This window comes from Kitasatospora sp. NPDC088134 (genome assembly GCF_044741705.1).
Taxonomy (GTDB): Bacteria; Actinomycetota; Actinomycetes; order Streptomycetales; family Streptomycetaceae; genus Kitasatospora.
The window spans coordinates 55,173-81,215 of record NZ_JBIUTD010000033.1 but is presented as its reverse complement, the minus strand read 5'-3'; the positions used below and the strand labels follow the sequence as shown (position 1 = coordinate 81,215).

General features: G+C 75.9%; 29 protein-coding genes. 15 read left to right on the top strand and 14 right to left on the bottom strand.

Going from position 1 to position 26,043, the window contains the following annotated elements; translation table 11 throughout:
- Positions 1–343 precede the first annotated feature (343 nt).
- Entirely contained in the window at positions 344–1,231 is an 888-nt protein-coding gene (locus ACIOHG_RS33820; RefSeq protein ID WP_400956346.1) for an SMP-30/gluconolactonase/LRE family protein, read from the bottom strand.
- A gap of 325 nt (positions 1,232–1,556) precedes the next feature.
- Between ACIOHG_RS33820 and ACIOHG_RS33815 the strand changes: the two genes are divergently transcribed.
- Positions 1,557–2,087 (top strand): hypothetical protein, encoded by a 531-nt coding sequence (locus ACIOHG_RS33815; protein WP_400956344.1) that lies wholly within the window; start codon positions 1,557–1,559, stop codon positions 2,085–2,087.
- Positions 2,088–2,201: 114 nt separating this feature from the next.
- On the opposite strand, the gene ACIOHG_RS33810 is transcribed toward ACIOHG_RS33815, so the two are convergent.
- A complete protein-coding gene (locus tag ACIOHG_RS33810; protein ID WP_400956352.1) occupies positions 2,202–3,284 on the bottom strand; it encodes a polyprenyl synthetase family protein in 1,083 nt (360 codons plus the stop codon).
- Positions 3,285–3,614: 330 nt separating this feature from the next.
- Between ACIOHG_RS33810 and ACIOHG_RS33805 the strand changes: the two genes are divergently transcribed.
- Complete coding sequence (locus tag ACIOHG_RS33805) at positions 3,615–4,892, top strand: MFS transporter (RefSeq protein ID WP_400956343.1); 1,278 nt, start codon at positions 3,615–3,617, stop codon at positions 4,890–4,892.
- A gap of 267 nt (positions 4,893–5,159) precedes the next feature.
- On the opposite strand, the gene ACIOHG_RS33800 is transcribed toward ACIOHG_RS33805, so the two are convergent.
- Positions 5,160–5,672, bottom strand: coding sequence for a hypothetical protein (locus ACIOHG_RS33800; protein WP_400956342.1), 513 nt, complete (start codon positions 5,670–5,672; stop codon positions 5,160–5,162).
- 231 nt (positions 5,673–5,903) lie between these two features.
- Between ACIOHG_RS33800 and ACIOHG_RS33795 the strand changes: the two genes are divergently transcribed.
- Positions 5,904–8,024 carry a phosphocholine-specific phospholipase C gene (locus ACIOHG_RS33795; protein WP_400956340.1) on the top strand — a complete coding sequence of 707 codons (2,121 nt, stop codon included), beginning with the start codon at positions 5,904–5,906 and terminating at the stop codon, positions 8,022–8,024.
- Between the two features lie 362 nt (positions 8,025–8,386).
- Positions 8,387–9,310 carry a GNAT family N-acetyltransferase gene (locus ACIOHG_RS33790; protein ID WP_400956339.1) on the top strand — a complete coding sequence of 308 codons (924 nt, stop codon included), beginning with the start codon at positions 8,387–8,389 and terminating at the stop codon, positions 9,308–9,310.
- Between the two features lie 79 nt (positions 9,311–9,389).
- Here ACIOHG_RS33790 and ACIOHG_RS33785 read toward each other — a convergent pair whose 3' ends face one another.
- Positions 9,390–9,836, bottom strand: a complete 447-nt coding sequence (locus ACIOHG_RS33785; RefSeq protein WP_400956338.1) for a hypothetical protein — start codon at positions 9,834–9,836, stop codon at positions 9,390–9,392.
- A 190-nt stretch (positions 9,837–10,026) separates the two neighbouring features.
- Here ACIOHG_RS33785 and ACIOHG_RS33780 point away from each other — a divergent pair, with 190 nt between their 5' ends.
- Positions 10,027–10,536 carry a hypothetical protein gene (locus ACIOHG_RS33780; RefSeq protein ID WP_400956336.1) on the top strand — a complete coding sequence of 170 codons (510 nt, stop codon included), beginning with the start codon at positions 10,027–10,029 and terminating at the stop codon, positions 10,534–10,536.
- On the opposite strand, the gene ACIOHG_RS33775 is transcribed toward ACIOHG_RS33780, so the two are convergent.
- From ACIOHG_RS33775 to ACIOHG_RS33765, 3 genes are all read right to left on the bottom strand, one after another.
- Entirely contained in the window at positions 10,514–10,924 is a 411-nt protein-coding gene (locus ACIOHG_RS33775; protein ID WP_400956335.1) for a RidA family protein, read from the bottom strand. The two genes, ACIOHG_RS33780 and ACIOHG_RS33775, sit on opposite strands and share 23 nt — an antisense overlap.
- 65 nt (positions 10,925–10,989) lie before the next feature.
- Positions 10,990–11,592 (bottom strand): TIGR03086 family metal-binding protein, encoded by a 603-nt coding sequence (locus tag ACIOHG_RS33770; protein WP_400956334.1) that lies wholly within the window; start codon positions 11,590–11,592, stop codon positions 10,990–10,992.
- A gap of 75 nt (positions 11,593–11,667) precedes the next feature.
- Entirely contained in the window at positions 11,668–12,084 is a 417-nt protein-coding gene (locus ACIOHG_RS33765) for a MarR family winged helix-turn-helix transcriptional regulator (protein WP_400956332.1), read from the bottom strand.
- A 61-nt stretch (positions 12,085–12,145) separates the two neighbouring features.
- On the opposite strand from ACIOHG_RS33765, the gene ACIOHG_RS33760 reads away from it, so the two are divergent.
- The 5 genes from ACIOHG_RS33760 to ACIOHG_RS33740 all read left to right on the top strand — a co-directional run bounded on the left by ACIOHG_RS33760 (position 12,146) and on the right by ACIOHG_RS33740 (position 15,897).
- Positions 12,146–13,003: an alpha/beta fold hydrolase gene (locus tag ACIOHG_RS33760; protein ID WP_400956331.1), complete on the top strand. Its 858-nt coding sequence runs from the start codon at positions 12,146–12,148 to the stop codon at positions 13,001–13,003.
- 112 nt (positions 13,004–13,115) lie between these two features.
- Positions 13,116–13,850 (top strand): beta-glucanase, encoded by a 735-nt coding sequence (locus tag ACIOHG_RS33755; protein WP_400956330.1) that lies wholly within the window; start codon positions 13,116–13,118, stop codon positions 13,848–13,850.
- Between the two features lie 119 nt (positions 13,851–13,969).
- Entirely contained in the window at positions 13,970–14,764 is a 795-nt protein-coding gene (locus ACIOHG_RS33750) for a protein kinase (RefSeq protein ID WP_400956328.1), read from the top strand.
- Between the two features lie 121 nt (positions 14,765–14,885).
- Positions 14,886–15,308, top strand: a complete 423-nt coding sequence (locus ACIOHG_RS33745) for a hypothetical protein (RefSeq protein ID WP_400956327.1) — start codon at positions 14,886–14,888, stop codon at positions 15,306–15,308.
- A gap of 28 nt (positions 15,309–15,336) precedes the next feature.
- Positions 15,337–15,897, top strand: coding sequence for a hypothetical protein (locus ACIOHG_RS33740; RefSeq protein ID WP_400956326.1), 561 nt, complete (start codon positions 15,337–15,339; stop codon positions 15,895–15,897).
- Between the two features lie 55 nt (positions 15,898–15,952).
- Here ACIOHG_RS33740 and ACIOHG_RS33735 read toward each other — a convergent pair whose 3' ends face one another.
- Positions 15,953–16,609 carry a GNAT family N-acetyltransferase gene (locus ACIOHG_RS33735; protein ID WP_400956324.1) on the bottom strand — a complete coding sequence of 219 codons (657 nt, stop codon included), beginning with the start codon at positions 16,607–16,609 and terminating at the stop codon, positions 15,953–15,955.
- 102 nt (positions 16,610–16,711) lie between these two features.
- Here ACIOHG_RS33735 and ACIOHG_RS33730 point away from each other — a divergent pair, with 102 nt between their 5' ends.
- The 4 genes from ACIOHG_RS33730 (at position 16,712) to ACIOHG_RS33715 (ending at position 19,793) form a co-directional block, all read left to right on the top strand.
- Positions 16,712–17,233 carry a MarR family winged helix-turn-helix transcriptional regulator gene (locus ACIOHG_RS33730; RefSeq protein ID WP_400956323.1) on the top strand — a complete coding sequence of 174 codons (522 nt, stop codon included), beginning with the start codon at positions 16,712–16,714 and terminating at the stop codon, positions 17,231–17,233.
- A 138-nt stretch (positions 17,234–17,371) separates the two neighbouring features.
- Positions 17,372–17,869 carry a hypothetical protein gene (locus ACIOHG_RS33725; RefSeq protein ID WP_400956322.1) on the top strand — a complete coding sequence of 166 codons (498 nt, stop codon included), beginning with the start codon at positions 17,372–17,374 and terminating at the stop codon, positions 17,867–17,869.
- Positions 17,866–18,774, top strand: a complete 909-nt coding sequence (locus ACIOHG_RS33720; RefSeq protein ID WP_400956320.1) for an NmrA family NAD(P)-binding protein — start codon at positions 17,866–17,868, stop codon at positions 18,772–18,774. Before ACIOHG_RS33725 ends, ACIOHG_RS33720 begins: the two co-directional genes overlap by 4 nt.
- A 68-nt stretch (positions 18,775–18,842) precedes the next feature.
- Entirely contained in the window at positions 18,843–19,793 is a 951-nt protein-coding gene (locus ACIOHG_RS33715; RefSeq protein WP_400956319.1) for a serine hydrolase, read from the top strand.
- Between the two features lie 47 nt (positions 19,794–19,840).
- Here ACIOHG_RS33715 and ACIOHG_RS33710 read toward each other — a convergent pair whose 3' ends face one another.
- The 3 genes from ACIOHG_RS33710 to ACIOHG_RS33700 all read right to left on the bottom strand — a co-directional run bounded on the left by ACIOHG_RS33710 (position 19,841) and on the right by ACIOHG_RS33700 (position 23,478).
- Positions 19,841–21,886, bottom strand: coding sequence for a protein kinase (locus tag ACIOHG_RS33710; RefSeq protein ID WP_400956317.1), 2,046 nt, complete (start codon positions 21,884–21,886; stop codon positions 19,841–19,843).
- A gap of 140 nt (positions 21,887–22,026) precedes the next feature.
- Entirely contained in the window at positions 22,027–22,602 is a 576-nt protein-coding gene (locus ACIOHG_RS33705) for a DUF1990 family protein (protein ID WP_400956316.1), read from the bottom strand.
- 129 nt (positions 22,603–22,731) lie between these two features.
- Positions 22,732–23,478 carry a PP2C family protein-serine/threonine phosphatase gene (locus tag ACIOHG_RS33700; RefSeq protein ID WP_400956351.1) on the bottom strand — a complete coding sequence of 249 codons (747 nt, stop codon included), beginning with the start codon at positions 23,476–23,478 and terminating at the stop codon, positions 22,732–22,734.
- Positions 23,479–23,729: 251 nt separating this feature from the next.
- Between ACIOHG_RS33700 and ACIOHG_RS33695 the strand changes: the two genes are divergently transcribed.
- Positions 23,730–24,524, top strand: a complete 795-nt coding sequence (locus ACIOHG_RS33695) for a hypothetical protein (RefSeq protein ID WP_400956314.1) — start codon at positions 23,730–23,732, stop codon at positions 24,522–24,524.
- Between the two features lie 94 nt (positions 24,525–24,618).
- On the opposite strand, the gene ACIOHG_RS33690 is transcribed toward ACIOHG_RS33695, so the two are convergent.
- The 3 genes from ACIOHG_RS33690 to ACIOHG_RS33680 form a co-directional block, all read right to left on the bottom strand.
- Positions 24,619–24,831 (bottom strand): EF-hand domain-containing protein, encoded by a 213-nt coding sequence (locus ACIOHG_RS33690; RefSeq protein WP_400956312.1) that lies wholly within the window; start codon positions 24,829–24,831, stop codon positions 24,619–24,621.
- A 196-nt stretch (positions 24,832–25,027) separates the two neighbouring features.
- The gene (locus ACIOHG_RS33685; protein WP_400956310.1) at positions 25,028–25,384 is read right to left on the bottom strand and encodes a hypothetical protein; all 357 of its coding nucleotides are present in this window, start codon (positions 25,382–25,384) and stop codon (positions 25,028–25,030) included.
- A gap of 10 nt (positions 25,385–25,394) precedes the next feature.
- A complete protein-coding gene (locus ACIOHG_RS33680; RefSeq protein WP_400956308.1) occupies positions 25,395–25,967 on the bottom strand; it encodes a HEAT repeat domain-containing protein in 573 nt (190 codons plus the stop codon).
- Positions 25,968–26,043 lie beyond the last annotated feature (76 nt).

Here is a 26,043-nt window from a genome sequence, read left to right as displayed (position 1 = left end):
GAGCTGGGCCTGGACCAGCTGGGCGAGGAGGTGGGGGCCGTGGCCGACCTGGGCCTGCTTGCGGGCCGGGTTGGCGGGCGGGTGTGCGGGGGGGGGGGGGCCGGGGGGCTTTTTTTTGGTTACCCCCGGCCCCGGGCCCGGTGGCGGGAGGGTCTCGCTGCAGCGAATGCGTGCAACTCTGGTTACAGGGAATCACGATAGTTATTGCGTATCGCTCTGGTAAGGCGCTGTCACTAAAGCGATATGCTATTGCTGGAGTTACAGGGTATTACCGTGGTGATGCAGGGTCACTGGAGCGATGGGGTGCCGCTGCCGTGACGGGGTGTCAGGTGGTGGCGGGGTGTCAGACGGTGGCGGGGAGCGCGGCGCGGCGGGCGGCGGGGCCGGTGATGCCGACCTCGGCGGTGTACGTCCAGCCGGAGGCGTCCTCGCCGGTGGCGACGGCGGTGGTGATCACCAGGTGTTCGCCGACGAAGGCGCAGGCGGTGGGCCGGGAGCAGGGCAGTTCGATCCGGTCGAGTTCCTTGCCCTCGGGGTCGAGGCGCAGCATGGCTCCGCCGTCCCAGAGGGCGACCCAGAGGCAGCCCTCGTCGTCGACGGCCAGGCCGTCGGGGAGGCCCTGGGGGACGGTCAGCGGGGGGAGTTCGGGGCGCGGGAGGCCGGGGAGGTCGGTGCGCAGGCGGTGAATGCGCCGGTTCTCGGTGTCGACGGCGTAGGCGAGGGCGCCGTCGGGGCTCCAGCCGATGCCGTTGCCGACCAGCATGCCGTCGAGCAGGACGTGCGAGGTGCCGTCGGTGTCCAGCAGGTGCAGCCTGGCCTGCGGGTTTCCGGCGTCGGCGGGGCCGTAGGGGATGGAGTCGACCCAGAGGCGGCCCTGCGGGTCGACGGCGCCGTCGTTGAGCCGGACCGGGCCGGGGTCCTGCTCCAGCCGGGCGACCACGGGGGCGGTGGCGGGTTCGACGCCGGGGCGCCAGTGCCGGACCAGGCCGCCGTGGGCGACCAGCCAGTCCTCGCCGTCGCCGGCCCGGACGGCGCAGCCGGTCTTTCCGGGGAACTCGGCGAGCAGGACGGGTTCGTCGACGGGTTCGGCCGCGCCGGGGCGGGCCCGGGCCAGCCAGAGCTGTCCGGCCGCCAGGTCGACCCAGCTCAGGGTGTTCGTCGCGGCGTCGAGTCGGGGGCACTCGCCGAGCCGGGCGCGGGGCAGCGGGGTGCGCCGGACGGTCGGGTTCATCTCACGGGCTCCCTGGGGGTGGTGTGCGGTAGGCGGGGATCACGCCTGCCTACCACGATCACCGGGCCGGCACCACCGTCCGGCGGTTGCGGGTGCCGAGGGTGCCGTGGGTGCCGCAGCTGGCGGTCGCGGGCGCTGCGGGTGCCACGGCCGGCGGTCGCGGGTGTCGCCGCCACCACCCGGTAGCCGTCCGGGTCCTGAGTAGTGCGGGGGTCGGGCTTTTGAGCAGTGGACGCTCATGTGCCGGGCGGCGCGGTGGAGTTGTCTTGTGGTCATCGGGGAGGCCGACCGGGCCGAACCGCCAACGAATCCCTTGGGGGGAACCGTGTACCGCACCGTCCGCAACGCCGGCGTCGCTCTCGTCCTGGCGGCCGCCGCCACCCTCTCCGCCACCACCGCCGCGAGCGCCGCCCCGGCGTCCGCTCCGGCCTCCACCGCCGGGCCCTCCGCCGGGTCCTCCGCGCCGGCCGCCGTCTCCTCGGCGCCCGCCCGGAGCACCTTCGTCCAGGTGAACAACTGGACCCAGTGCGAGATGGACTTCGTCACCGCCGACCTGTCCAGCGGCATCTGGACCGGAGTCGACTGGCCGCCGCTGACCATCACCAACAGCACCTGGGGCGTGTGGCAGTCGGAGTCGAACGGCTTCATGACCGGGACCGAGGGCACCGCCACGTACCAGCTCAAGAAGTGCGTGAACCCGGCGAACAACTACAAGTGGGTCAAGTTCCACTGGGACAACCCGTTCCGCGGCAGCAACGCGTACGACAACAACGGCACCAGCGCGGGCGTGAACATCACCCGCTCCGGCGGCTCCGGCGACAACGCGATCGTCACCTTCGTGGTGAAGACGAGCTGACGCCCCGTCACCCCGGCGCCCCTCGCGGTCCCGTCCTCCGGGCGGGCCCACGGGGGGCGCCCCCGTGTCGGCGGCCAGCCGGGCCGGTCGAGCCGGTCGGGCCGGTCGGGCCGGTCAGTGGTCGCGGGTGACCGACCAGGCGGGCAGGTGCTCGAAGAAGGCGACCGCCTCGGGGCGCCAGCGGCCCCGCCAGGTGGCGGCCCGTGCACCGGCCTCCCGAGCGAACTGCGCGGCACTGGCGCGCAGTTCGCGCTCCACGCCGTGGGCGCGGGCGATCCGGCGCAGCCGGTCGAGGGTGTGGTCGTCGGTGTCCGGGTTGCCCAGCGCGCCTTCGAGCAGGGCGCGTTCGGTCCCGTCGGTGGCGGCCGCCAGGGCGCGGACCAGGTAGCTGCGCCGTCCGGAGCGGAGGTCCGTGCCGAGTGGCTTCTCCAGGACGGCGGGGTCGCCGAACAGGTCGAGCAGGTCGTCGTGGAGCTGGTTGGCGGTGCCGACGGCGGTGGCGTAGCCGCGCAGTTCGGCGTCGTACGGGGCCGGGTCGGTGCCGGCGGCGAGCAGGCCGAGGCGCAGCGGGGCGAGCACGGAGTACCGGGTGGACTTGAACTCGGTGACCTCGTGCAGGAAACCCGTCCCGGCCTCGGGAGCGAAGTCCCTTTCCAGGTCGATGAGTTGGCCGTTGACGGCGGCGGCTCCGGCCTCGGCGGCGACGGCGGCCATGGCTGCGGCGCGCTGGGGCGGCAGGTCGCCGGTGAGCAGGACCCGGAGAGCGAGGAAGGCGGCGAGGTCGCCGGCCAGGACGGTGAGCGCCCGCGCCGTGTCGGGCCGGTCGGGGAACTCGGCCCGGTAGGCGTAGTACGTGGACGGGCCGCCCCGGCGGACGGGCGCGTCGTCGATCAGGTCGTCGTGGATCAGCCCGTGGGTGTGCAGCAGCTCGACGCAGACGGCGGCGGTGTCGGCCCCCGGCGGCGGCTCGGCGGTGACCAGTCCGGCGGCCTCGTGCAGCAGTGCGACCCGCAGCCGTTTCCCGCCGCGCAGCGACAGCTCCCGCACCAGCTCCAGCGCCCGACCGGGGAACGCCCCGCGCCCGGGCAGCACCCCGGCCCCGCCGCCCGCCGGGTCGGCCGCCGCCGCGAAGTACGCGGCGAACCGCGCCTCGAACCGCGCCCCGTGCCCGGCCGCCCGCCGCAGCGCGGCCCCCATCACCGCGTCCACCGCGTCCACCTCGTCCACCGCGTCCGTCCCGCCCACCCGGCCTGCCCCGCCCGCCCCGTCCGTCTCTCGCATCCGGCCAGCCTGCCATGTCCGGGCGGGTGCGCCGGTGACGGGGCTGCCCGGCGGAAGAAGGCAAGGAGAGCGGGGAAGCGGGGAAGCGGGAAGCGGATTGACGGCCTGCCGGTTCCGGAGTTCGGGCACGACGGATGGCGCCCCCTGAGATGATCTTGGAGCCTTGATCCGCCGACCGGGGGCGCGGTGCGCGGATCGGTCGAGGCCCGTCCCCGCCCAGCCGTGATCGACCTCCAGGAGTACCGCGTGAGCCGGAGCAGCACCCTGTCCCCCGAGGGCCGTCGGGAGGCCGTCGTCCCGGATCGCCGGTCCTGGCCGGTGCGGCGGGGGCTGCTCCTCGAGTCCGGCCCGCAGCGCCGGTTGGCGCTGGGCGGCTTCGTCAACCAGCTCGGCACCGCGGCCTTCCTGGCGACGGCGCCGCTGTACGCGATGCGGGTGATCGGCCTGTCCGTCGGGCAGGTCGGCCTCGGCCTGGGCGTCGCGGGGGCGGTCGGCCTGCTCGCCGGACCGCCCGTCGGGCACCTCGCCGACCGCCGCGGGCCGAACGGCGTCTTCCTGACCACGCTGCTGGTCCAGGCCGTGGCCATGGTGTCGTTGCTGTGCGCCCACTCCTTCGTGGCGTTCATGGCGGCGGTGGCGGTGACCGATCTGGCCGGCGCCTCCGGGGGCGCGGCGCGCGGCCCGATGATCCGCCGCTTCGGCGGCGACGAAGTCCCGAGGTTCCGCTCCTACCTGCGCTCCGTCGCCTTCCTGGCCAGCACTTTCGGCGCGCTGGCGGCCGGCCTGGTGATCCAGCTCGACTCCGCCTCCGCCTACCGGGCGCTCATCCTCGCCAACGCCCTGACCTTCCTCTGCTGCGCGGCCGTCCTGCTCCGGCTGCCCCGGCTGGAGCCGCTGCCCGCCTCGACCGGGTCCGACCGGTGGCTCGCGCTGAAGGACCGGCCTTACCTGGCGTTCGTCGTCCTGGACGGTCTGCTGTGGATGCAGGGCGAGGTGATCACGTACGCCCTGCCGCTCTGGGTGGTCCTGCACACCCACGCCCCGCGCTGGTTCACCGGCGCCGCGCTCGCCGTCAACACCGTGCTGGTGGTCCTGCTCCAGGTCCGCACCGGCCGCCGCGTCAAGGGCGCCCCCGTCGCCGGCCGGGCCACCCGCCGCGCCGGAGTCGCCTTCCTGGCCGGCATGGCGGTCATCGCCCTGGCCCCGGGCCTGCCCGGCTGGGCCGCTGCCGCCCTCATGACGATCGGCGTCGCCGTCCACACCGTGGGTTCGCTGTGGCACGCGGCCGGCTCGCTGGAACTGCGCTTCCGCCTGGCCCCCGCCCACGCCCAGGGGCAGTACTCCGGCGTCTTCGGCCTCGGCATGGGCCTGTGCTACACCGTCGCCCCCGCCCTGCTCGGCCTGCTCTGCCTGACCTGGGGCGCCCCGGGCTGGCTCGCCATGGGCGGCCTCTTCGTCGCCGCCGGCCTCGCCATGCCGCTGGTCGTCCGCCGGGCCGGACGCTCCCGCGAACTCGCTTCCTGAGCCGCCGGGTTCGCGGCCGTGCCCACCCATACCGCCACGGCAAAGGCCGTTGACGCCCGTTCGGCTCACTCCCGGCACCGGCGCGCCCACCGGGGCGCGTCCGGCTGTGCGGACGGGTGGGCCCGGGGTGCGGCCGCCTGGGAGCGCCCGCTGCGGCCGGTGCGCCGTACGAGTCCATGCGCAGAGAGCGGCGGAGAGCGGTCGCCGCGGCACCGGGTCGGAAGCGGTCCCGCTCGCATCCGAACGCCGGACGCCGACCGCCGCGTTTCAGAGCTCGGCCAGGCGCTCCTCCCGGGCCGTGCTGTTGGGCCCCTCTCCTGGGGCGACCCCGGGGCCTTCGTGGCCCCAGGGGTCCGCGGAACCGTCCATGTACCCGGCGGCGTACATCATCGCTTCGAGCACCAGGCGCAGGTGCTCGCCGGTCAGTTGGTGCAGGACGTTCCGCAGGCTGCTCCGGTCACTGCCCGCCAGGCTCGCGGCCACGATCAGGACCGCAGTGGACGAGGGGTCGAGCTCGGGGCCGCCGTCCACGGACTGCGCGTTCTCCGCGCGCTCCCCGAGGTGGGCGAGGGCTTCCGCCAGCCCCAGGGTGAGTATGTCGTACCGCTCCCGCCGGACGTGCTCGACGAACCCCTCGGCGAGGAGCCAGTTCCACAGCGGTTCGACCTGGTGGACGAGCCGGACCGCCGCCTCGCCCTGGGCCGACGGGCAGACGGCCCGCATCAGCGGCTCGTAGAGGTCCTCGCGCGCGGCCGAGAGGTCGACCCTGACGTTCTTCAACGGCGGTTCCCTGCCTGTTCGTCGGTGCCACCGCCCGCGCTGCGGGGCGGGCGTTCTCCCGGGCCGGCCGGGAGAGCAGGAGTGTAGCGGGGCGGGTCGGCCGGGGTTCTCCGCGAGTTGGCTGGACAGGTTTCGCCAACTGCTCATCGGGGGTTCACTCGGTCCGGGCGGTCGGTGCATACGTTCGTAGTCGTTCGGAATGACCGGCTTGTGAACAGGAATGGGCAGCACGTGGCATCCATCGACCGGCGTCGTTTCCTCCAGTTGACCGGCGCGTCCGCCGCTGCAGCGGGGCTGAGCGCCTTTCCGCCCGCCGTCGAGCAGGCGCTCGCGCTGCCCGCGCTCGGGCGGCGGGGCAGTATCGAGGACGTCGAGCACGTGGTGATCCTGATGCAGGAGAACCGCTCCTTCGACCACTACTTCGGCACCCTGCGCGGGGTGCGCGGCTTCGCCGACCCGCGGCCGCCGCAGCTGCCCGACGGGCGGCCCAACTGGCACCAGCCGGCCGCCGCGGTGCGCACCGACCGCTACCATCCGCGCGGGCTGCCGGACACCGAGCGGGAGGTGCTGCCCTGGTACATCGACCCGCGCAGCACCACCGACCAGCAGGCCGGCACCGACCACGGCTGGAGCAGCGGGCACCTGGCCTGGAACGAGGGCCGGCACGACCAGTGGGTGAACCAGAAGCAGGACGTCCTGACGATGGGTCACCTGAAGCGGCAGGACCTGCCGTACCACTTCGCGCTGGCGGACGCCTTCACCGTCTGCGACTCGTACTTCTGCTCGGCGCACGCCGACACCGCGCCGAACCGCATCCTGCTGTGGACCGGCACCTGCGACCCGCGCAACGTGCTCGGCCGCAAGCCGAACGGCCCGGGCCTGTGGGAGCGCAACGACACCAACGGCTACACCTGGACGACGTACGCGGAGCGGCTGGAGGACGCCGGGGTCAGCTGGAAGCTGTACCAGGGCGGCACCGGCGAGCCGGGGTCGCCGACCGACAACTACACCGACAACTCGCTGATGTTCTTCGCCAACTTCCAGACCGCCGAGGGCGCGAAGGGCCCGCTGGTGGAGAAGGGCGCGAGCGACCACACGCTGAAGGAGTTCCGGGCCGACGTCGAGCAGGGGCGGCTCCCGCAGGTGTCCTGGATCGTGCCGCCGTACCTGTACAGCGAGCACCCGGCGGCCACGCCGACCGACGGCGCGTACTACATCAACCTGGTGCTGGAGGCGCTGACCGCCAACCCCGAGGTGTGGGGCCGGACGGTGTTCCTGATCAACTACGACGAGAACGACGGCCTGTTCGACCACGTCGTCCCGCCGATGCCGCCGACCTCGGACGGCCCGGGCGGGCAGGGCATGGTCTCCCGCGACCTGCGGGCCTCGCTCGCCGACGAGCTGCTCGACCTCGACAAGTACCCGGACGAGGCGCACCCGCTGGTGCCGGGCGCCGACCCGCGCGGGATGCAACCGATCGGCCTGGGCCCCCGGGTGCCGCTGCTGGTGGTCTCGCCCTGGTCGCGCGGCGGCTGGGTCTGCTCGGAGACCTTCGACCACACCTCGGTGCTGCGCTTCCTGGAGCGGCGCTTCGGCATCCGGGAGCCCAACATCAGCGCCTGGCGGCGCTCGGTCTGCGGCGACCTGACCTCGGCACTGGACTTCTCCGGCCGCGATCCCCGCCCGGTCCGCCTCCAGGTCCCGGCGAAGGTCACCGGGCGCGGCAACCCGTACCAGGTGCCGCTGCCGCAGCGGATGCCCGTCCAGGAGCCCGGCACCCGGCCGGCCCGCGCGCTGCCGTACGACCTGCGGGTCAACGAGTCCGAGGAGCGGGCCGCCGGGGAGTTCCGCCTCGACCTCGCCAACCGGGGCCGGGCCGGCGGCTGGCTGTACGCCTACGACCGTACGGCGCCGCAGAGCGCGCCGCGCCGGTACACCGTCTCGGCGGGCGACACCCTCCAGGACCACTGGCAGCTGCCTGCGGACGGCCGGTACCACCTGGTGGTCAACGGCCCGAACGGCGCGGTCCAGGAGTTCGAGGGCCGCGGACCGGCCGGGCTGACCGCCCGCTTCGAACCGTCCGGCGGCGAGGTCCGGGTGACGGTCCGCAACCCGGGCCCCGGCACCCGCACCGTCTCCGCCGACGACGCCTACACCCGCGACCCGGCCCGCACCCGCCGCCTGCGCCCCGGCCAGAGCGCCCGCTTCACCTTCGACACCGACCGCTCCGACCGCTGGTACGACATCACCGTCACCGCCACCGACGGCCCGTCCCCCACCGACTTCCGCCGCCGCTGGGCCGGTCACCTGGAGACCGGCCGCCCCAGCACCAGCGACCCCGGCCCGCGCTGACCCTGGCCCGCCCTGCCTCGCCCTGCCCCGCCCCTCCCGGCGGGGCGTCCGGCGGGGCGGGGCGTCCGGAGGGGCGGGGCGTCACGATTCGGCGACGTCCGCCGTTCCACCGCGCCGACCTGGGAGGCTGTCAGCTTCGACGGAACACCAGCAGGACTCCTGCACCTGAGCGCCTCCCCCTGGCCGGGCTCACTCCGCAGGACGTGCCGGGCCACGCGGACGGCCGGGCCACGCGGACGGTCCGGCCGCCCGGGTCCGCGACTGCGGCGTCCTGCTGCCGAAGCAGCCGGGAAGGCCGCTGCCCTCACCAGGAGGACGTCAATTCCCGTGCGGGCACGGAAGGATCGGCCTAGCCTGCCTGCATGTCCTCCTTCTTCGCGCCCCTCACCGAACTGTCCGACTGGTACCCCGCGTTCCGGCAGCGCCACCTCGACCGCTACCTGGCGGCCGGGTTGCCGCCGGCGGCGGCGCACCGCTCGGTCGAAGAACTGCTGGACACGGCGCAGGACTTGGCGGCGGTCGCGGTGCTGGACGCGGACGGGCGGCGGGTCGGGCAGGCCACGGCGCTGGTGGTGGACCCGGGCGGGCGGGCGATCGGCCGGGTGGTCGACCTGTGGACGGACCCGGACCTGGACGCCGCGGGCGCGCACCGGCGCGCGGCGCTGGACTGGGCCCGGGCGTGGTGCGCGGGGCGGGCGGCCCGCGGGCTCGCGGTCCGGCTGGCCGAGCCGGACGACTGTTTCGACGCCTTCCCGGTCCGTTCGCAGACCAGGTTCAAGGCGTTCGGGGCGGGGGCCGCGCCGGTGGTCGAGGGAGTGACGATCCGTCCGATGACGGCGGACGAGTTCCCGGGCTGGATGGGCGAGGAGCAGGAGGGGTACGTCGCCGACATCGTCCGCTCGGGCAGCCGGTCGGAGCCGGAGGCCCGGGAGCAGTCGGCGAAGGAGTTCGCGGAGCTGCTCCCGGCGGGCCTGGCGACTCCCGACACCTCGCTGCTGGTGATCGAGGCGGACGGCGCCCGGGTCGGCGCGGTCTGGCTCCGGCACGGCTACCTGCCGGAGGTCGGCTACCTGTACTCGGTGGCGGTCGACCCGGCCCACCGCGGCCGGGGCTTCGGCCGGGCCGCGATGGCGGTCGCCGAGGCGGTCTGCGCGGCGGCCGGCGACCGGGGCCTGATGTTCAACGTGTTCGGCGGCAACGACGTCGCCATGAACCTCTACACCAGCACCGGCTACCTGGTCCTGGAGGAGCACCGCTCGATCGACCTGCCCCCGGCCGCCCCCTGACCCCGCCCGGCCGGAGCGGTCACCGGGTCGGTCGGTCCGGCCCCGGGAGAACGCCGGCGCGGACGGGCGCGGGGCGGGGTCAGGAGCCGGTCTTGGTGAGGACGTCGATCCGGATGAGGAAGCTGCGGTAGGCCTTCTCGGCTTCGGCGGCCTCGCTGAGCTTGGGGCCGGCGCCCGGGCCGGACGGGTTCTGCACGCAGGAGTTGATGGCGGTCTCCATCCGGTTCAGGGTCTCCTCCCAGCTCTGCTGGGCGTCCTGGTCGGGCAGTTTCCGGAACGCCCGGGCCGTCTTGACGTGGTCGAGTAGCTGCCGGCACTTCGCCGCGTCGCCGGTGCCGGAGATCCGGATCAGCTCCTGGATGTCGCCGGCGATCACCTTGGTCTGCTCCTGGCCGCCCTTGGCGGTCCAGGTGGCCATGGTTTCCTTGTCGTCCGAGCAGCCGGCCAGCGCCAGGGCCAGCACGGCCGCCCCGGCCAGGGCGAGCGCCGCGCGCGGGGTGCGGCGGGGGCGAGCGTCCGTTTCCATTTGGGTACGTCCTTCTTCCTTGTCGGGGAAGGGAGTTGATCTCCCGTCAGCGGAGGAGGACGCCGCGGTGGACCGTCCGGGTTCCCGGTCGCGGCGCAGAACTGATCACCCGTCGGTTCTCGTCACAGGAGAAGGGCCGGCCGGAGCCGGGATGCCCCACAATGATCGTGGAACGGGGGTGGTACGGCGCTTGGGCGGGTCAGCGGTGGGCGGGGGCGGCAGGGGCGCCGGGAGCGACGGGGACGGCGCGGCGGCCGAGTGCTGGGCGCCCTGGCCCGATCTGACCCGGGAGCACCGCCCGGTGCTGGTCGTCCCGTTCGACCGGGGGCGGCCGGTGCTGGCCGCCGACGGCTGGACCGGTTCGGACCGCTGGGTGGAGCCGCGCCGCTCCCCCGCCGGGCCGGTCCGCTGGTTCGCGGTGCTGGACGGGCCCCGGTTGACGGTGCGCCGGCCGGGCGGGGTGCTGTGGTTCGACGGGCCGGTCGCGGCCACCCGCGAGTGGCGGCGCGCGGTGCGGCACTGGCAGTGCCTGACCCTGCTGACGGGCCCGTTCCGCTCCCCCTTCGAGCTCGCCGCCGCCCCGGGCCGCTCGCTGCGCCTGGTCGCGGCCACCGCCCGCCTGGCCGTCCCGGGCCCGCCCCTGCGCGCCGCGCTGCCCGGGCCGCCGCCCGGGGGGATCAGTCCGGGAGGGCGGTGGTGAGGTCGACCTCGACCAGTTGGCCGGTGAAGCCGAGGCAGGTGACGCCCAGCAGGGTGCTGGCGGTGCCGAAGGCCGGGCCGAGGGCGGATGCGGTCAGCCGGCGCCAGGCGGCGCCGAGGAGCGCCTGCTCCTCGGCGACCACGTAGACCACCGAGCGGACCACCCGTTCCGGCCCGGCACCCACCGCCCGCAGGGCCGTCAGGGCGTTGGCCACCACCTGGTCGATCTGCGCGTCGAGGCTCCCCTCCCCCACCAGCCGCCCGGCCCGGTCGAGCGGGCACTGACCGGCCAGGTGCGCCGTCCGGCCCGCCTCCACCACCGTGATGTGGTGATAGCCGGGCGTCCCGTGGAGTCCGGCGGGGTTGATGCGCGTGATCTCGGGGGTCATGGACCGAGTCTGCCGCCCGGCCGCGCAGGCCGCACCGCCTTTTCCGCCCCGGACGTGACGTGGCGTCAGCCGCGCGGGCCCGGCCAGGCGGGGTCGCGGCCGAGCAGGCGCAGGATGCGGGGGAACAGGTCGGCGTCGGCCGGGACGTCGAGCCGGGGGGCGAAGGCGGCGCCCGGGCGCTCCCGGGCGGGGCCGGCGGGGACGTCTTCGGCGATCGGGAGGACGGCTTCCAGCAGGTCGGTGTCGAACTCGGCGGGGCGGCCGAGGGAGACCGCGACGTCCCAGCCGTGCACGACGTAGTCGAGCAGGTGGAAGCCGATGGCCGTCCGCGCGGGGAAGAACTGGCCGCCCCGGACCTCGGCGAGCCAGAACCGCCGCTCCAGGACGCCCTCTTCGGCGAACGCGGCGGTGACCTCGGCGGCCGACTCCGCGAACGCCCCCGCCGGGTCGTCGCCGACCGGGCGGTCGGCCCAGACATCGAGGCCGGGGGCCTCCTCCCGGGCGGCGGCGGCGAAGCCGTGGTTCTGGCCGGTCATGTGGGCGAGCAGCTGCCCCAGCGTCCAGGACCCGCAGGGGGTCGGCAGGTCGAGCATGCTCGGGTCGACCAGGTCGACGAGGGACTTCGTGGTCTTCAGTGCGCGTGCGTCGAGTTCCTGAATGTCCGTCACTTCACGGATGCTACCCGGCGATCGGCGCGCCCGGGCCCGGTCGACGGGGGGCGGAAGCCGTCGGCGGGGGCCGGGTCAGCGCTCCTCGGAAGTGAGGGTGCGGAGCAGGCGGAGCAGGGTGGCGCGGTCCTCGGCGGGGAGGGGGGCGAAGTGGGCGATGAGGACCTCCTCGGCGACCTGTTCGCCGGCTGCGAGGACCTGCTCGCCGGCCGGGGTGAGGCGGTGCTCGATGCGGCGGCCCCGGCCGGGGCTGCGGTCGATCAGGCCCTGGGCGGCGAGCCGGCCGGCCAGGGTGCCGAAGGACTGCTCGGTCTGGAAGGTGACGGCGGCCAGCTCCCGGGCCGAGGCGCCGGGCTCGCGGCCGATGGCGCGCAGGGCGTCCCACTGGGCGAGCGTGGTGCCGACGGCGGCGAGGGCGGTGTCGAGGGCCCGGTGCTGGCGGTACTGGACCTGCTTGACGGCCTGGCCGAGGACCTGGAGCTCAGTGTTCATGCCGCCACCCTACCGCTGACCCAACTAGCTTAATTAAGTATCCTTAGTTACAGTGGTCGTCATGACCACCGCAGAGCGTCTCCCCGTGTCCCTGCCCGTGCCCCTGCCCCTGCCCCTGACCCCGGCCCTGCCCGTCGCCGAGGACGGGGACGCCGCCGGCCGGCCCGTCCTCGTCCTGCACGGGGGCGGCGGCCCCGCCACCGTCGCCCCGCTCGCCGCCCACCTGGCCCGCACCGCGCACGTCCTGACACCCGTCCACCCCGGCTGGGACGGCACCGGGCGCCCGGCCGGCCTCGACCGGATCGCCGACCTCGCCGGCGTCTACCTGGACCTGCTGGAGCGGCGCGGCCTGCGCGACGTCCTGCTGGTGGGTTCCTCGCTCGGCGGCTGGATCGGCGCGGAGATGGCGGTCCGCGACGCGCTGCGCCCCGCCGGCGCCCCGGCACTGGTCGGCGGCCTGGTGCTGATCGACGCGGTCGGGATCGACGTGCCGGGCGAACCGCTGGTCGACGTCCTCGGCCTGGACGCCCGTGGCCTGGCCGAGCTCTCCTGGCACGACCCCGCGCGCTTCCTGGTCGACCCCGTGACCCTGCCCGCCGAGGAACTCGCCCGCCGCCGGGGCAACTTCGCCACCATGCGGGCCCTCGCGGGCGACCCCTACATGCACGACCCCGGCCTGCGCGCGCGGCTGCGGGAGGTCCAGGTTCCGGTCCTCGCCGTCTGGGGCGAGAGCGACCGGATCGCCACCCCCGCGTACGGCGCGGCCTACGCCCGTGCCTTCGCCGACGGCCGGTTCACGCCGGTCCCCGGAGCCGGCCACCTGCCGCACCTGGAGCGGCCCGCCGAGGTGTTCGCCCTGCTCGACGCGGAACTGGCCCGACACTCCCGGGAGTCAGGGACCGGCGCGAACCGCGCCTGAGCGCCGCCGGGGGCGCTGTCGCACTCCTGCGCGCCGGGGGTGCGGGAGATCGGGAGGCGTTCCCCCGGGAATACCGAGGCTGAACTGCCGCACGACCCGGGAGAGTGCCGCCTTGGACCCGAGCATCCCTGCGAACCCGCCCGCACCGTCCTCGAACGACCCGGTGGTGGTGTTCGACGCACCGTTCTCCGACCGCACCCAGTGGGTGGCGGGCGCCACCTCCGCGTACCCGCCCAACGGGCGCAACCCGGCCGACAACAAGCTCGACCACCTGGTGCCGGGCTTCGGGCCGGACGGTGACCGGTTCACCGCCGTCCGGGAGGGCGCCCGCAGCTGGCGGACCCCGCTGGTGACCACCGAGAACAGCCCGGGCGGCTTCGAACTGCGGCCCGGGGACCGGCTGGAGGCGCGCTGCCTGCTGACGGCGAGCCGGGGCGCCTGGCCGGCGATCTGGACCTGGGGCCGCGACGTGTCCACCGGCCACCCGCAGCCCGGCCACGGCGAGGTGGACGTGCTGGAGTACCACGGCGACCACCCCCGGATGCTCGAACTCGGCAACCACGCCGCCCCCGGACCCGGCACCTACCTGGACGGCCCGGTCACCCCGGGCCAGTGGTTCACCGTCGCCTGCCGGTTCGGCACCGACGCGGTGCGCTGGTCGGTCGACGGCCACCAGGTGCACGCCGACACCGTCGGTGTCGCCCCCGACTGGCGCGCCTGGATCATCGTCAACCTGTCCGTCTCCGCCGGTCAGTGGAGCCACCCCAGCCCGGCGGCCACCACCCAGCGCCTCTCCTGGCGCTGCACCGACCTGCGCGTCCTGCGCCCGCCGGCCGCCACCGCGTAGGCAGGTTCCGCTCCGTCCCGGGAGCGTCGGGGCCGACCGGGCCGGTGCGCGGCGCGGGTGGTGCGGCAGACTGGGCGGAGCGGTTTCCGGGACGGCGGGACGGGGCTGGTGGGGGCGGAGTGGCGGTCGGCGAGGTGGTCGGCGGGCGGTACCGGGTCGTGGGTGGGCCGCCCGGGCGGGGGCGGGTCGCGTTCGCGGAGGAGGTCGGGTCGGGGCGGCCGGTGGTGGTGGAGTTCCCGGACGGCGCGCCGGGGCCGGGGGTGCGGCTGCGGCATCCGGGGATCGTCGCGGTGCTGGAGACGGGCGTGCACGAGGGGCGGCCGTTCCTCGTCATGGAGCGGCTCGACGGCCACAGCCTGGAGGACCACCTGCTGGACGGCTGGTACCGGCCCCACGAGGTGGCCGGGTTCGGCGCGCAGGTCGCCGAGGCGCTGCTGGTCGCGCACCGGGCCGGGCTCTCGCACGGCGCCCTCGCGGCCGACCGGCTGCTGCTGACCCCGGACGGGACCGTCAAGGTGCTCGGCTTCGGCACCCCCGTCCCGGTGCCGCGCCCCGACCTGGTCGCGCTCGGCGACACCCTGCTCGAACTGCTCGGCCAGCCGCTGATCCCCTCCTTCCGGCCCGAACCGGGTGAACTCGACGCCCTGATCGAGGAGTTGCGGGCCGTCCCGGACGATCCCCCGGATCCGGCGGTGACGGCGGCCTTCGCCGCCCGCCTGCGCCGACTGCACCGCCTGCACCGGCTCGCGGCAGCGGCCCCGTCAGCGGCGGCAGCCCCGCCGGAGCGCCCCGTCCGCCGCGCCCGCCGGATCGTCCGGCACCCCGGGCGCCGGACGGCGGCCCTGGCCCTGCTCCTCCTGTCCGGCGCCGCCCTGCTGGCCGTGGCGGCGTACGCGGCCGCGGCCGGGTTCTGACGGCGGATCGGGAGCGTCCGGGCCCATCCGGACGGGCCCGGACTCCGAAACACCGGGCGGGAACGGGCGCCTCCGGACGGGGCGGAGGTGCGGTGAGCACCGTCCCGGAACGGAGGACGGCATGGCGGGTGGCGAACCGGACGGCACCGGGGCGGTGTCCTGGCCGCCCTGGCCGGAGTTGACGCGCGATCAGCGGCCGGTGCTGGTCCTGCCCTTCGACCCGGCGCGCCCCGCCCCGCCGGGGTCGGGCTGGACGCGGGCCGGCGGGGGCGTCCCGGCGCCGCAGCCCGGCTGGTCGGCCGCCTTCGACGGTGTCCGGCTGCTGGTCCGCGGCCCCGACGGCGCCGCCTGGTTCGACGGCCCCGTCGGCGCGACCCGCGCGTGGGCCAGGGCCGTCCGCACCCACCGCACCCTGCTGCTGGTCACCGGCGATTTCACCACCGCCTTCGACCTCCGCGGCGCGGCGGAGCGGGGCGCGCTGCTGCTGCTCGCCGTCCCGGTCCGGCCGGTCGAGGTCCACCGCGCCGCGCCGGTGGATCAGTAGGGTGTGGACCGGAGACGGGGAGGGTGTCGTGCTGTTCGGGTCGCGGGGCGGGTTCGGTCTGGAGTTCCACCTCGACCGGGACCCGGGCCTGCTGTGCGTCGACGTCTTCCTGGGCGGGCGACGGGTGAACGCGCAGGACAACGCGTTCTACCCCCCGCTGCTGGTCAAGAAGCTCGCGGACGAGCTGGCCCGCCACCGCGAACCGGCCGTGCCGCCGGACGGCTTCACCACCCCGCCGGAGTCCTACCGCCGCGCCGAGCAGGGCCGCTACGCCGAGGCGGGCCCCGGCGGCCGGGAGGAGCTGACCCGGTACGCCTTCCTGGAGTGGGGCGAGTGCACCGACGACGTCCTGGCCTTCGCCTTCCCTGACGGGGACCGGCTCCACCTCGCCTGCCGCCTGCGCACGGACGGCGGCCCCGCCTGGGGCACCGAGCCCCGGCACGGCCCGACGGTGGCCACGGTCGACCGGGCGGCCTTCGTCCGGACCCTGGAGCACGCCCTGGCCGCCGCACACGAGTGGTCCGTCCGCCGCCTCGCCCCACGGGCGCCGGAGCGGACCACCGACGGTACCGACAGCGCCGACAGCTGACGGACCTTCAGGACCACCCTCGTCGAACACCGGCCAGGCCCCGCCGGGGGGCCGCTCAGCCGGTGGGCGGGCGGAGGCCGAGCACGGGCAGGCACTCCTCGACGCCGTGCAGGGTGATGTCGTCCCGGCGGGTGCGCTCCCAGGCGTCGCGGGTGAGCAGCCACCGCTGGATCGGGGCGGCCTCGCCCCGACGGGTGTCCCAGTCGGTGCCGTTGGGGCGGTAGCCGAGGCCGCGGGAGATCCGGTTGGACCCGGCGTTGTCGGCGAAGGCGTCGCTGCTCGCCTCGCGCGCGCCCAGCCCGGCGAAGGCCAGGTGCAGGACGGCCGAGCGCATCTCCTTGCCGATGCCCCGGCGGCGGCTGCCGGGGGCGAGCCACGAGTAGCTGGTGACCGTGCCGAACCGGCCGAACCTGGTGCCGATGAGGTCCTGCATGCCGACGGGTTCGCCGTCGACCAGCACCGCGAAGTACAGCCGCCAGGAGTCCGGGGTGACCCGGGCCCGGCCGGACCAGATCGCGCGCAGCCACAGCCACTCGCGTTCGGGGTTGTCGGCGCTGAAGGAGCTCGGGTCGTCGAACGGCCACGGCCCGGCGTCGCCGAGGCCGGCCCGGACCAGCGGGACCAGCCGTTCGAGGAGGTCGTCCGAGGCGCCGGCCAGGGTCAGGCGCGGGGTGCGGACTTCGACGTTCAGCGGAGGGTAGAGGTGGGTCACGCCCGGACTGTAGCCAGCCGGGCGGCGGCGCCGCACGGGATTTCCCGGCGGGCCCGGCGGCAGCGCTTGACCGGGGAGCTGATTAGGCACCATATTACTTCCGTGAGCCAGTACTTCGACGCCGGGGCGGCCGCCCCCAGCCTGGATCAGGCCCGGCGGCAGATCGCCCGCTACGGACTGGACGCCGACCCGCAGGCGGTGCTGGTGGCGGCCCGGCTGATGGCGGCCGGGGCCCGGGTGGGCCAGGCCGGGGAGGTGCACTTCGGGCGGTTCGGACTGTCCACCGGACGGTACCGGCTACTGGCGGACCTGGAGGACCACGGGGGCGAGAAGTCCCCGTCCCGGCTGGCGGCCAGCCTCGGCGTCTCCCGGGCGACCGTGACCGGCCTGGTCGACGGCCTGGAGCGGGAGGGGCTGGTGGCCCGCCGGCCGTCCGCCGAGGACGGCCGCGGCAACGTGGTGATCCTCACCGCGCGCGGGGCCGACCGGCTGCGCGAGCTGGCGCCGGAGCACTTCGCCCGGATGCAGGCCATGGTCGGCGGCCTCACGCCGGAGGAGCGCACCACCTTCCTCGACCTGCTGGGCCGGGTGGTCGCGGGCGTCGACGCGCTCCTCCAGGACTGACCCGGGGCGCACCGAGGAGACGGCAACGGCGGGCCGCCGCGCGGGCCGCCCGCTTTTCGCCCCATTGATTAGCCACCTAAGCACTTCCTCCCACCCACATGATTAGGCAGCTAAGTACCTATCGGAAGGAACCCCGAGATGAGCAGCAGCAGAAAAACCCGTGGCGCTCCCCCGCCCTTCGTCCTGTGGCGCGAGGTGCTGGCCTCGTACGCGATGCCGACGGTGTCGGCCGGCCTCGGCGGGCTGGCCACCCGGCAGGCCGAGTTGCTGATGGCGGCGCCGACCACCATCGGCGGCACCTCCGCCCTGGTCGCGGCGGGGCTCGGCGCGGCCCTGCGGCGGCGCCCCGTCCGGGCTCGTCCGCACCGGGTGCCGCGGGGGCTCGCGGCGGCGGGTCTGGCCCTGGTCGCGGCGGCATTCGGCCTGGCCGCGGGGCTGGCGGCCGCGCACTGGCTGCCGCTGCTGCCCGGCCTGGCGGCCAGTCCGTGGCCGCGCCGCCTGCCGGTCGACTTCGCGGTCTCGTCGGCCGTCGCGACGGCCGTCACCACCTGGCGCTGGCGCGGCAGCCGCCGCCCCGCGTCGCCCTCGCTGCCGTCTCCCACCCTCGCCCCTCGACCCGAAGGACGGACGTCGTGATCGTCGTGATGGGCGCCACCGGCGCCACCGGCGGTGCCACCCTGCGCAGTCTCGCCGCGCTCGGCGTGCCCGCCCGCGCGCTGAGCCGCGCCCCGGCCCGGCTCACCCGGACCGAGCCGTTCACCGCCCCGTCCACCACCCCGTTCACCGAGCCGTTGATCGAGCCGTTCGTGGCCGACGCCGCCGACCCGGCCTCGCTGCGCACGGCGTTCCGCGGGGCCCGGCAGGTGTTCCTCACCATGGCCAACGGGCCGGAGCAGGTCCGGTACGAGCTGAACGCGGTCGAGGCGGCCGTGGACTGCGGGGTCGAGCACGTGCTGAAGGTGTCCGCGCCGGCCGCCGAGCCGGACTCCCCGGTGGCGGTCTCGCGCGGCCACCACCTGGTCGAGGAGCGGCTGCGCGCCTCCGGCCTCGCCACCACCGTGCTGCGGCCGTACGCCTTCATGCAGAAGCTCCTGCTGCTGGCCCCGGGCGTGGCGGCGGCGGGGGTGCTGCCGGGGGCGATGGACGACGCCCGGTGCAACTACGTGGACGTCCGGGACGTCGGGGACGTGGCGGCGGCGCTGCTGACCCGTCCGGAGCCGCTCGGCGGCGTCCATCCGCTGACCGGCGGGCGGGCGTACAGCCACCGGGAACTGGCCGAGCTGCTGGGCGGGTTGCTCGACCGCCCGGTCCGCCACGTCGATCTGGGCCCGGCGGGGCTGCGCGCGCAGCTGACGGGGGCGGGGATGCCGGGGTGGCTGGCCGCGCACGTGGTGGAGATCCAGCGGCTGGCGGTGGCCCGTCCCGAGGCGCCGGACGACACCCAGGTGCGCCTGACCGGGCGACCGCCGCGCACCCTGGAAGCCTTCCTCCGGGAGCACCTGCACCACTTCCGGCGGACCGGCCCGTTCATCGAAGACTGAGCGGCCCCTCATCGGGCGCTGAGCCGCGGCTCACGGCGGGCCAAGGGGCGCGGCGCAGCATCGTCGGCATGAGCGCACCGTCGAACTCCGGGCCCGCCGTGCGGCGGCGCCGCCCCATCCGCCGGGCCACCCGCCGGGCCGGCTGGTCGGTGGTGGTGGCGGCGGGGACGCTGGTCGCCCTCGGCGGGTGGCCGACGGTCCCCGGGGCGGCGACCTCCGTCCCGGTGGCCGCCACCGTCGCGGCCCCGTCCACCGCCACGGCCGCAACCGCCACCACCGCCGCCGGTTCGGGGGCTAGCATCACGGCCGTGGACACGGATGCGGCGCTGGCCGCCGCGGTCGGCTCGCTGGGCGGGCACTTCGCGGTCGCGGTCACCGATCTCGGGTCGGGGGCGGCGGCGCAGTGGGGCGCGGACTCCTTCGTGACGGCGTCGATCGTCAAGGTGGACATCCTGGCGGCGCTGCTGCTGCGGACCGGCGGCGAGCTGACGGACGATCAGCGGGCCGCCGCGGAGCTGATGATCGAGCAGAGCGACAACGACGCGGCGAGCGCGCTGTTCGAGGCGGCGGGCGGCGCGGCGGGGCTGGACGCGGCGAACGCCCGGTTCGGGCTGACGGGGACGGTGGCCGGGACGGACGGCTACTGGGGGCTGACCTCGACCACGGCGGCCGACCAGGCCCGGCTGCTGCGGGCGGTGTTCACGGCGGACTCGCCGCTGGACGCGGACTCCCGGGCCTACCTGGGGCGGTTGATGGGCCTGGTCGCGGACGGTCAGGACTGGGGCGTCTCGGCGGCCGACCAGGGCGGCGCGGCGCAGTTGAAGAACGGGTGGCTGCCGCGCACGGCGTCCGGGCTGTGGGTGGTCAACAGCATCGGCCGGGTCGAGTACGGCGGGCGGGACCTGCTGGTGGCGGTGCTGAGCGACGGTTCGGCGACCCAGCAGGACGGGATCGACCTGGTGGAGTCGGTGGCCTCGGCGGCGGCCCGGGCCCTGGTCGCCGCTCAGCAGCAGGGGTAGACCCTCCGACCGGGCCCAGCGGTTCGGCACCTCGGCGGCCCAGCGGTTCAGCGGTCCGGGTCCGGGTCCGGGTCCGGGTCCGGGCCGCCCTGCTGCCGGAGTGCCTGCTGGATCGCCTCGGCCAACTCGGCCTGTCCGGTGTAGTGGGCGACCTGCGGATGGATCGTCAGGCCCTCGGAGTCGTCGGTGTGTTCGGCCGGCACCTCGGCCCGGGCGAGGCTCCGGCCGTCCCCGGCGGGGGGCAGCAGCAGGACGTCGAGTCCGGCGGCGGTGATCCGTTCGCCGGGGCGGCCGGGCGGCAGCTCCAGGCTCAGGTGGTACTCGCGGGTCTGCCCGTCGGGGGCGTCCACCCGGTACTCGACGACGCCGGGGCCGGTCGGCAGGCCCCGGCCGGTCAGGTCCTCGACCTGCGGGGCGACCTGCTTGAGGAAGCGGACGGCGGCTCCGGGGGGTGTGGTGATCCGCAGGGCCAGGTCGCGGGCGAAGGTCTGCCGGGTCCGTTCGACGATCCCCGCGAGGTCGGTGGCCAGGGCGGCGGCCAGTTCCGGGGCGGTGGCGGCGCGGACCAGGTCCACGGTGCCGTTCAGGGCGTCGGCCACGGCGCGGCCCTGGGAGACCTGCCAGTCGGTGCCGATGCCGCGCACGTGGCAGCTGAACCGGCCGCCGGCGGCGGCGAGGGCGGCCGACAGCTCCTCGGGGCGTTCGGCCTCCGACGGGAGGTCCATCAGCAGGACGGCGGTGCGGACGGCGTCGGGGTGGCCCGCGAACAGCCGGTCGGCCTGCCGGATCCAGCGTCCGAAGGCGGCCGCGCGCACCGGCTCCAGCCGTTCCAGGGCGGCCCGGGCCTCGGCCTTGGTCGCGGGGGCGGCCCGTACGGTGCGCAGGGTGTCGGGGTAGCACATCGCGGCGTACGCGGAACCGGCCACGATCGCGAAGCGGACGCCCTCGTCGAGGGCGTCGACGGTGTCGGCGACGGCACGGGTGACGGCGCGGAAGTGCGCCTCGGGCAGCTGCGCGGACAGGCCGATCAGGAGGACCAGGGCGCGCGGGGCGGCGGCGGCCAGGTCGCGCGGGCCGGTGCGGCCCGCGGTGACAGTGACGATCGCGTCGAGCTCGGTGCGGCCGGGCGGGAGGTACGGGTTGTGGAACGTCTGCAGGCGGAGCCCGGGGGCGGCGGACGGTGCTCCGGCGGTGGCGGCCGGGTCGGCGGGTGTCCCGTCGTGCAGGGTCGCGGAGCGGCCGCCGTCGTGCCGGGTCGTGGAACGGCCGCCGTCGCTCAGCGCCCGGAGCCGGTCGGCGACGACCCCGGCGTGGGCGGGGCGGTCGTCGGGGTGCTTGGCGAGCAACTGGGCGGCGAGCAGGTCGAGTTCGGCGGGGACCCCGGGGCGCAGCGCGGCCAGGCGGGGCGGCGGGGTCTCCAGGTGGTCGTACATGGCGGCCCAGAAGTCCGGGCGGCGCGGGAACGGGGTGCTGCCGGTGAGCAGCACGTACAGGACGCAGCCGAGGGCGTAGAGGTCGGTCCGGCCGTCGATGTCGGCGGACCGCCACTGCTCGGGGGCCATGTAGTCGGGCGTGCCGAGGACGCTGCCCGCGCGGGTCAGGCCGGAGCCGCCGTGGACGAAGCCCGCGATGCCGAAGTCGCAGACCTTGACCCGGCCGTCGGGGAGCAGCATCAGGTTGGGCGGTTTGACGTCGCGGTGGACGATGCCGCGGGCGTGCGCGTGGGCGAGGGCGGCGGCGGTCCGGGCGAGCACGTCCACGGCGCGGTGCACGGGCAGGCCGTCGGGGTGTTCCCGCAGGACGGTGGCGAGGTCCCGGCCGTCCAGCAGTTCCATGGTGAGGAAGTGGCGGCCCTGGTGTTCGCCGTGGTCGTGGACCTGGGCGATGCCCTCGTGCTGGAGCTGCGCGGTGATGCTCGCCTCGCGGTGGAAGCGGGCGGCGGCGCTGCCGTCCGGATCGGGCTCGGGGTGCAGGAACTTGACGGCGACCCGGCGGCCGAGGCGCAGGTCGTGGGCGCGCCAGACCTCGCCCATGCCGCCCCGACCGAGCCGCTGCTCCAACCGGTAGCGACCGGCGACCAGCCCATCGGACATCTGCGAACGCCCCCGTTCCGGCCGTCGGCGGCCCGGGCCCATCCTAGGGGGCGGCGGACTGGGCCCGGGGGCGGACCGGGGCCGGGGGCGAGCCGAGGCCGGGGGCGAGCCGGGGGCGGGCCGGTCAGCGAGCGGGCCGGTCAGCGGGCGGCGGACCGCGGGTGGCGGGCGGCCCGGGCGACGACCCGCAGGTAGCGTTCGATCGCCAGGTGCTGGAGCAGCAGCGTGACGGGCCGGCCGAGGCGGGCGTACCAGGCGGCGGGGCGGGAGAACGCGGCGACCTCGAACCAGACCTCGCCGTCGGCGTCCATCTCGACCACGAAGGACTCCTCGCCGCACTCGGGGTGGCCGGGGAGGGTGCCGTAGGCGAAGCCGATCCGCTGCCGGTCGCGGACGGTCCACACCACTCGGCAGGAGATGACCAGGCGGGGCCACCGCAGGCCGGGCGGGGCGAGGCGGAGCAGGACGGTGTCGCCGGGGGCGGCGGGCCCGGTCCAGGGGTGGACGGCGAAGCCGGTGTCGAGCTGGGTGCCCCAGCCGAGGACGTGGGCCCCGGCCCGTTCCAGCACCTCGGGGCCGCGTCCGAGGTGGACGCGGCGGCGCAGCAGCCCGTAGCCGGCCGGGAAGGCGGCGTTCCGGGTGGCGCCGACCTCGGGGTAGCTGGGTTCGGTGGCGCAGGCGGCGAGGTGGCGGCGGCGCAGGGCGGTGGACGGCATCCGCCAGTTGTACGACGGCGGGCGGGGTGCCGCCAAACTGCCGGGGTGCCGCCAAACCGCCGGGGTGCTGCCGGCCCCGGCGGTCCGGCCGAATCGTCGGGGTCCGGCCGACCCGCCGGGGTCGCGGGGTCAGTCCTCCAGGACGTGGACCAGGGCCAGGGTGATGTTGTCGGGACCGCCGGCCCGGATCGCGGCGCGCCAGAGTTCGACGACGGCGTGCTGGTCGTCGTCCTCGGCCTCGGCGAGCAGGTCGGGCCACTCCTCCGGGGGGACGGGGTCGCTGAGGCCGTCGGTGCAGAGCAGGTAGCGGGCGCCGGGGCGGAGCGGGAGGCGGCGCAGGTGGGCGTCGAGGGCGTGGTGCTCGACGGTGCCGCCGAGGATGCTGGTGATCAGGTGGGTGGTGCGCTGCCCGGGTTCGAGCGGGGGGCTGTCGTCGACGGTGAGCTGGCGGGGGCCGGTGGCGGTGAGTTCGTAGCCGCGGCTGTCGCCGACGTTGAACACCAGCACGGCGTCGGCGGTCAGCACGAGTCCGGCGACGGTGGTGCCCATGCCGGTCAGCGCGGGGTCGGCGGCGCCGGCCTCCCGGACGGCGGCGTCGCAGTCCAGCAGCGCCTCCTCGATCGCCGTCTCGTCCTTCAACTCGGTTCCGATGTGGGCGAGTTGACTGACCACCAGGGCGGAGGCCAGGTCGCCGCCGGGGTGGCCGCCGAGCCCGTCGGCGACCACCACCGGCACGGGGGTGTCGCCGAGCGGGAAGTAGAAGGTCTGCGGGCTGTCGGCGGACGTGGCGCAGAGCGTCCACGGGCCGGCGGCCGCGCTGTCCTCGTTGCGTCGGCGCACCACGCCGGTGTGGCTGAGCACGCTCACCGCGACCATCGGCACGGCCGTTCACCTCTTTCGTTCCGTTCCCGCTCGCCGGGACGGCTCCAGCGAAGCACACCGGGGCGGGCGGCGGCAGGCCGGGGGCCGAACCGGCCCGGACCTGGCCGGGCACCGGGCTGCGCGCCGGGGTGGGCCTCGGGCCGTGCGCCGGATCGGCAAGTACTGGCGAGCGCCGGGCTATTGAGGGTTTTCCGGTCCGTGGATACCCTCGCCCGACGACGCGCGGACGCGAGGGAGGGGCCGGGGTGGGCGAGCTGACGGTGGTTCAGGGCCGGGCAGGCGGGGCGCGGGTCGATCCGGCGCTGGCCGACCGGGTGATCGAGGCGCTGCTGCTGGCCGGCCTGCCGGTGGCGTACGGCGGCCACGGGCCGGGCGTCCGGCTGGTGCCGGGCGAGGACGACGGTGGGGTGCTGACGCTGCGGTGGATCTGCTCGGCCCGATGGGAGGACGCGGCGGCGGCCGGGTCCGGCGACCCGGGGCACCGGGCGCGGCGGCTGGTCGCGGACAGCATGGAGACGGCGCTGGCCGAGTTCCTGCCCGCGCTGGGCGTCCCGGCCGAGCGGCTCCCCGAGCCCGGCGGGACCGGGGTGGGCCCGCTCCCCGCCACCGCGCCGCCCGCCACCGCGCCGCCCGCCCTCGGTCCGGCCGCCGCCGAGCAGACCGCCGCCGAGCAGACCGCCTTCGCACCGTCCGCCTTCGCACCGACCGCGGTCGATCCGGGGCTGGCCGCGACGGTGCGCCGGATCGCCGCACTGGCGGGGCTGCCGCTGGCCGACCGTCCGGGCGCGGCCGGGATCACGCTGGCCCTGCACGCGGCGGACGACGCGGACGACGGCGTCGCCCCCGGCACCGCCGACCTGGACTGGCGGCCGTCCCGCCAGCTGCCCGGCGGGGACGAGCCCGACGGGGTGCGGGTCGCGGTCACCGGCGCGCTGCGGCACGCCCTCGGCGCGACCCTGAACGCGGGCGGCCTGCCCACCGCCTGGCACCGCCCGCGCCACCGCCCCGCCCACCTGCACGCGGTGCCCCCGCCCCGCTGACGTCACACCGTGGTACCTGCGGGTCGGACCCCGACCGTCCCGGACATGCCGGAGCCCGCCCGGCCGGAGGTGGCGGGGCGGGCTCCGGGGCGGGTCACTTGGAGATCGACGCCCAGAACTCCTCGAAGGACAGGCGGCCGTCGCCGTTGGCGTCCTTGGCGTTGATGATGGCCTGCGCGACGGTCTCGGTGACGTGGAAGTCGCCGAGCTGCGCCATGACGCTCTTGTACTCGGTCGCGGTCACGCGCCCGTCACCGTCCACGTCCAGACGCGCGAACGCCGTCCGTGCCGCCTCGATGTCAGCCACGGTGGCCTCCCCTTAGTGTTCTCGGTTGCTCATGGGTGCCGGTCGCGGGACCGGCGGGAGTCACATTATCCGTTCACCGCCACCGCCCCGGTCCCGGGTCCGTCCCGGCTCCGTCGCAGGTCCGTCCCGATCCGCCGCCGCCCCGATCCAGGCCCCCACCGCCCCCGGCACCCCGGCCCGCCCCGGCGGTGGCGGCTCAGTCCCGGGTGACCCGGACGCCGCCGAGCAGGCCCCAGGCGGCGACGTGCACGGTCGGGCCGCCCGGCGCGCTCGGGCCGTCGTCGCTGACGCCGCCCAGCCGGATGCCCGTCACGACCACCCGGACCTCGGGGCGCACCCGCAGGTGGACGCCGCCGATCAGGCTGAGCTTGGTGATCCGCAGTTCGGCCCCGTCGGGGATGTCGACCTCGGTGAGGTCGATGTCCGCGCCGCCGATCAGCGAGGCGGTGACCGTGCGGCTGTGGATCTCCGCGCCCTCCAGCCGCGCCCCGCCGATCAGGCTGATCCGGACCGTCGTGCCGTCGTCGCCCTCGGTGTTCCCCGTCTTCGTCATGCGGCACACCCTAGCCGGGCCGCCGCGCCTGCTTCGGAGTGCACGAAAGGGCGCGCGGGAGGGTGCGCCGGTGGATCGTGCCGCCGGGGGCGTACCAGCCGGACTTCTTCCGGACGGCCGGGCTCGGGTCCTGGGCGTGCGAGGTCTGCAGGGCGGCGAGGGCGGCGGCGTCGGTGTGGACGAACTTGCCGACGAGTTCGGCGGCCCGGGCGCGGACCTGCGGGTCGGGGTCGGTGGCGAGGTGGCGCAGCGCGGGCTCCAGGACGCGGTCGGCGCCGGGGGCGCAGGCGTCGTTCTTGCAGCGGTCGCAGGCCAGGGCGTGGAACGCGGCGATCCGGACCTTGGGGTCGGGGTCGTCGGCCATCTCGATGAGCTGCGGCATGGAGTCGGTGTCGACCAGGTGGTCGAGCAGGCGGCAGCAGCCCTCGCGGACGGCCGGGTCGGGGTGGGCGAGGCCGGCCCGGATCGCGTCGAGCGCGCCGTCGGCGCGGCGCAGCAGTTCGTGGTAGGCGCCCACGGTGCGCTGCGGGTCGCCCAGGCAGGAGACCAGGGCTTCGTCGTCGGTTCTGAGGAATCCGAGCATGGCCCCAGTGTGGAACCGCGCTTCCCTTGCCCGCAAAGGGATTTCCACCTGCGGCGGGGCCCTTCAGCCGTGCAGG

Coding starts and splice junctions, on each gene's coding strand:
- ACIOHG_RS33765 (WP_400956332.1), bottom strand. CDS start 12,084: ATGAACACTGAGCTCCAGGTCCTCGGCCAGGCCGTCAAGCAGGTCCAG.
- ACIOHG_RS33760 (WP_400956331.1), top strand. CDS start 12,146: ATGACCACCGCAGAGCGTCTCCCCGTGTCCCTGCCCGTGCCCCTGCCC.
- ACIOHG_RS33785 (WP_400956338.1), bottom strand. CDS start 9,836: ATGGAAACGGACGCTCGCCCCCGCCGCACCCCGCGCGCGGCGCTCGCC.
- ACIOHG_RS33685 (WP_400956310.1), bottom strand. CDS start 25,384: ATGACGAAGACGGGGAACACCGAGGGCGACGACGGCACGACGGTCCGG.
- ACIOHG_RS33680 (WP_400956308.1), bottom strand. CDS start 25,967: ATGCTCGGATTCCTCAGAACCGACGACGAAGCCCTGGTCTCCTGCCTG.
- ACIOHG_RS33705 (WP_400956316.1), bottom strand. CDS start 22,602: ATGCCGTCCACCGCCCTGCGCCGCCGCCACCTCGCCGCCTGCGCCACC.
- ACIOHG_RS33710 (WP_400956317.1), bottom strand. CDS start 21,886: ATGTCCGATGGGCTGGTCGCCGGTCGCTACCGGTTGGAGCAGCGGCTC.
- ACIOHG_RS33810 (WP_400956352.1), bottom strand. CDS start 3,284: ATGGGGGCCGCGCTGCGGCGGGCGGCCGGGCACGGGGCGCGGTTCGAG.
- ACIOHG_RS33820 (WP_400956346.1), bottom strand. CDS start 1,231: ATGAACCCGACCGTCCGGCGCACCCCGCTGCCCCGCGCCCGGCTCGGC.
- ACIOHG_RS33775 (WP_400956335.1), bottom strand. CDS start 10,924: ATGACCCCCGAGATCACGCGCATCAACCCCGCCGGACTCCACGGGACG.
- ACIOHG_RS33725 (WP_400956322.1), top strand. CDS start 17,372: ATGAGCAGCAGCAGAAAAACCCGTGGCGCTCCCCCGCCCTTCGTCCTG.
- ACIOHG_RS33745 (WP_400956327.1), top strand. CDS start 14,886: ATGGCGGGTGGCGAACCGGACGGCACCGGGGCGGTGTCCTGGCCGCCC.
- ACIOHG_RS33790 (WP_400956339.1), top strand. CDS start 8,387: ATGTCCTCCTTCTTCGCGCCCCTCACCGAACTGTCCGACTGGTACCCC.
- ACIOHG_RS33700 (WP_400956351.1), bottom strand. CDS start 23,478: ATGGTCGCGGTGAGCGTGCTCAGCCACACCGGCGTGGTGCGCCGACGC.
- ACIOHG_RS33715 (WP_400956319.1), top strand. CDS start 18,843: ATGAGCGCACCGTCGAACTCCGGGCCCGCCGTGCGGCGGCGCCGCCCC.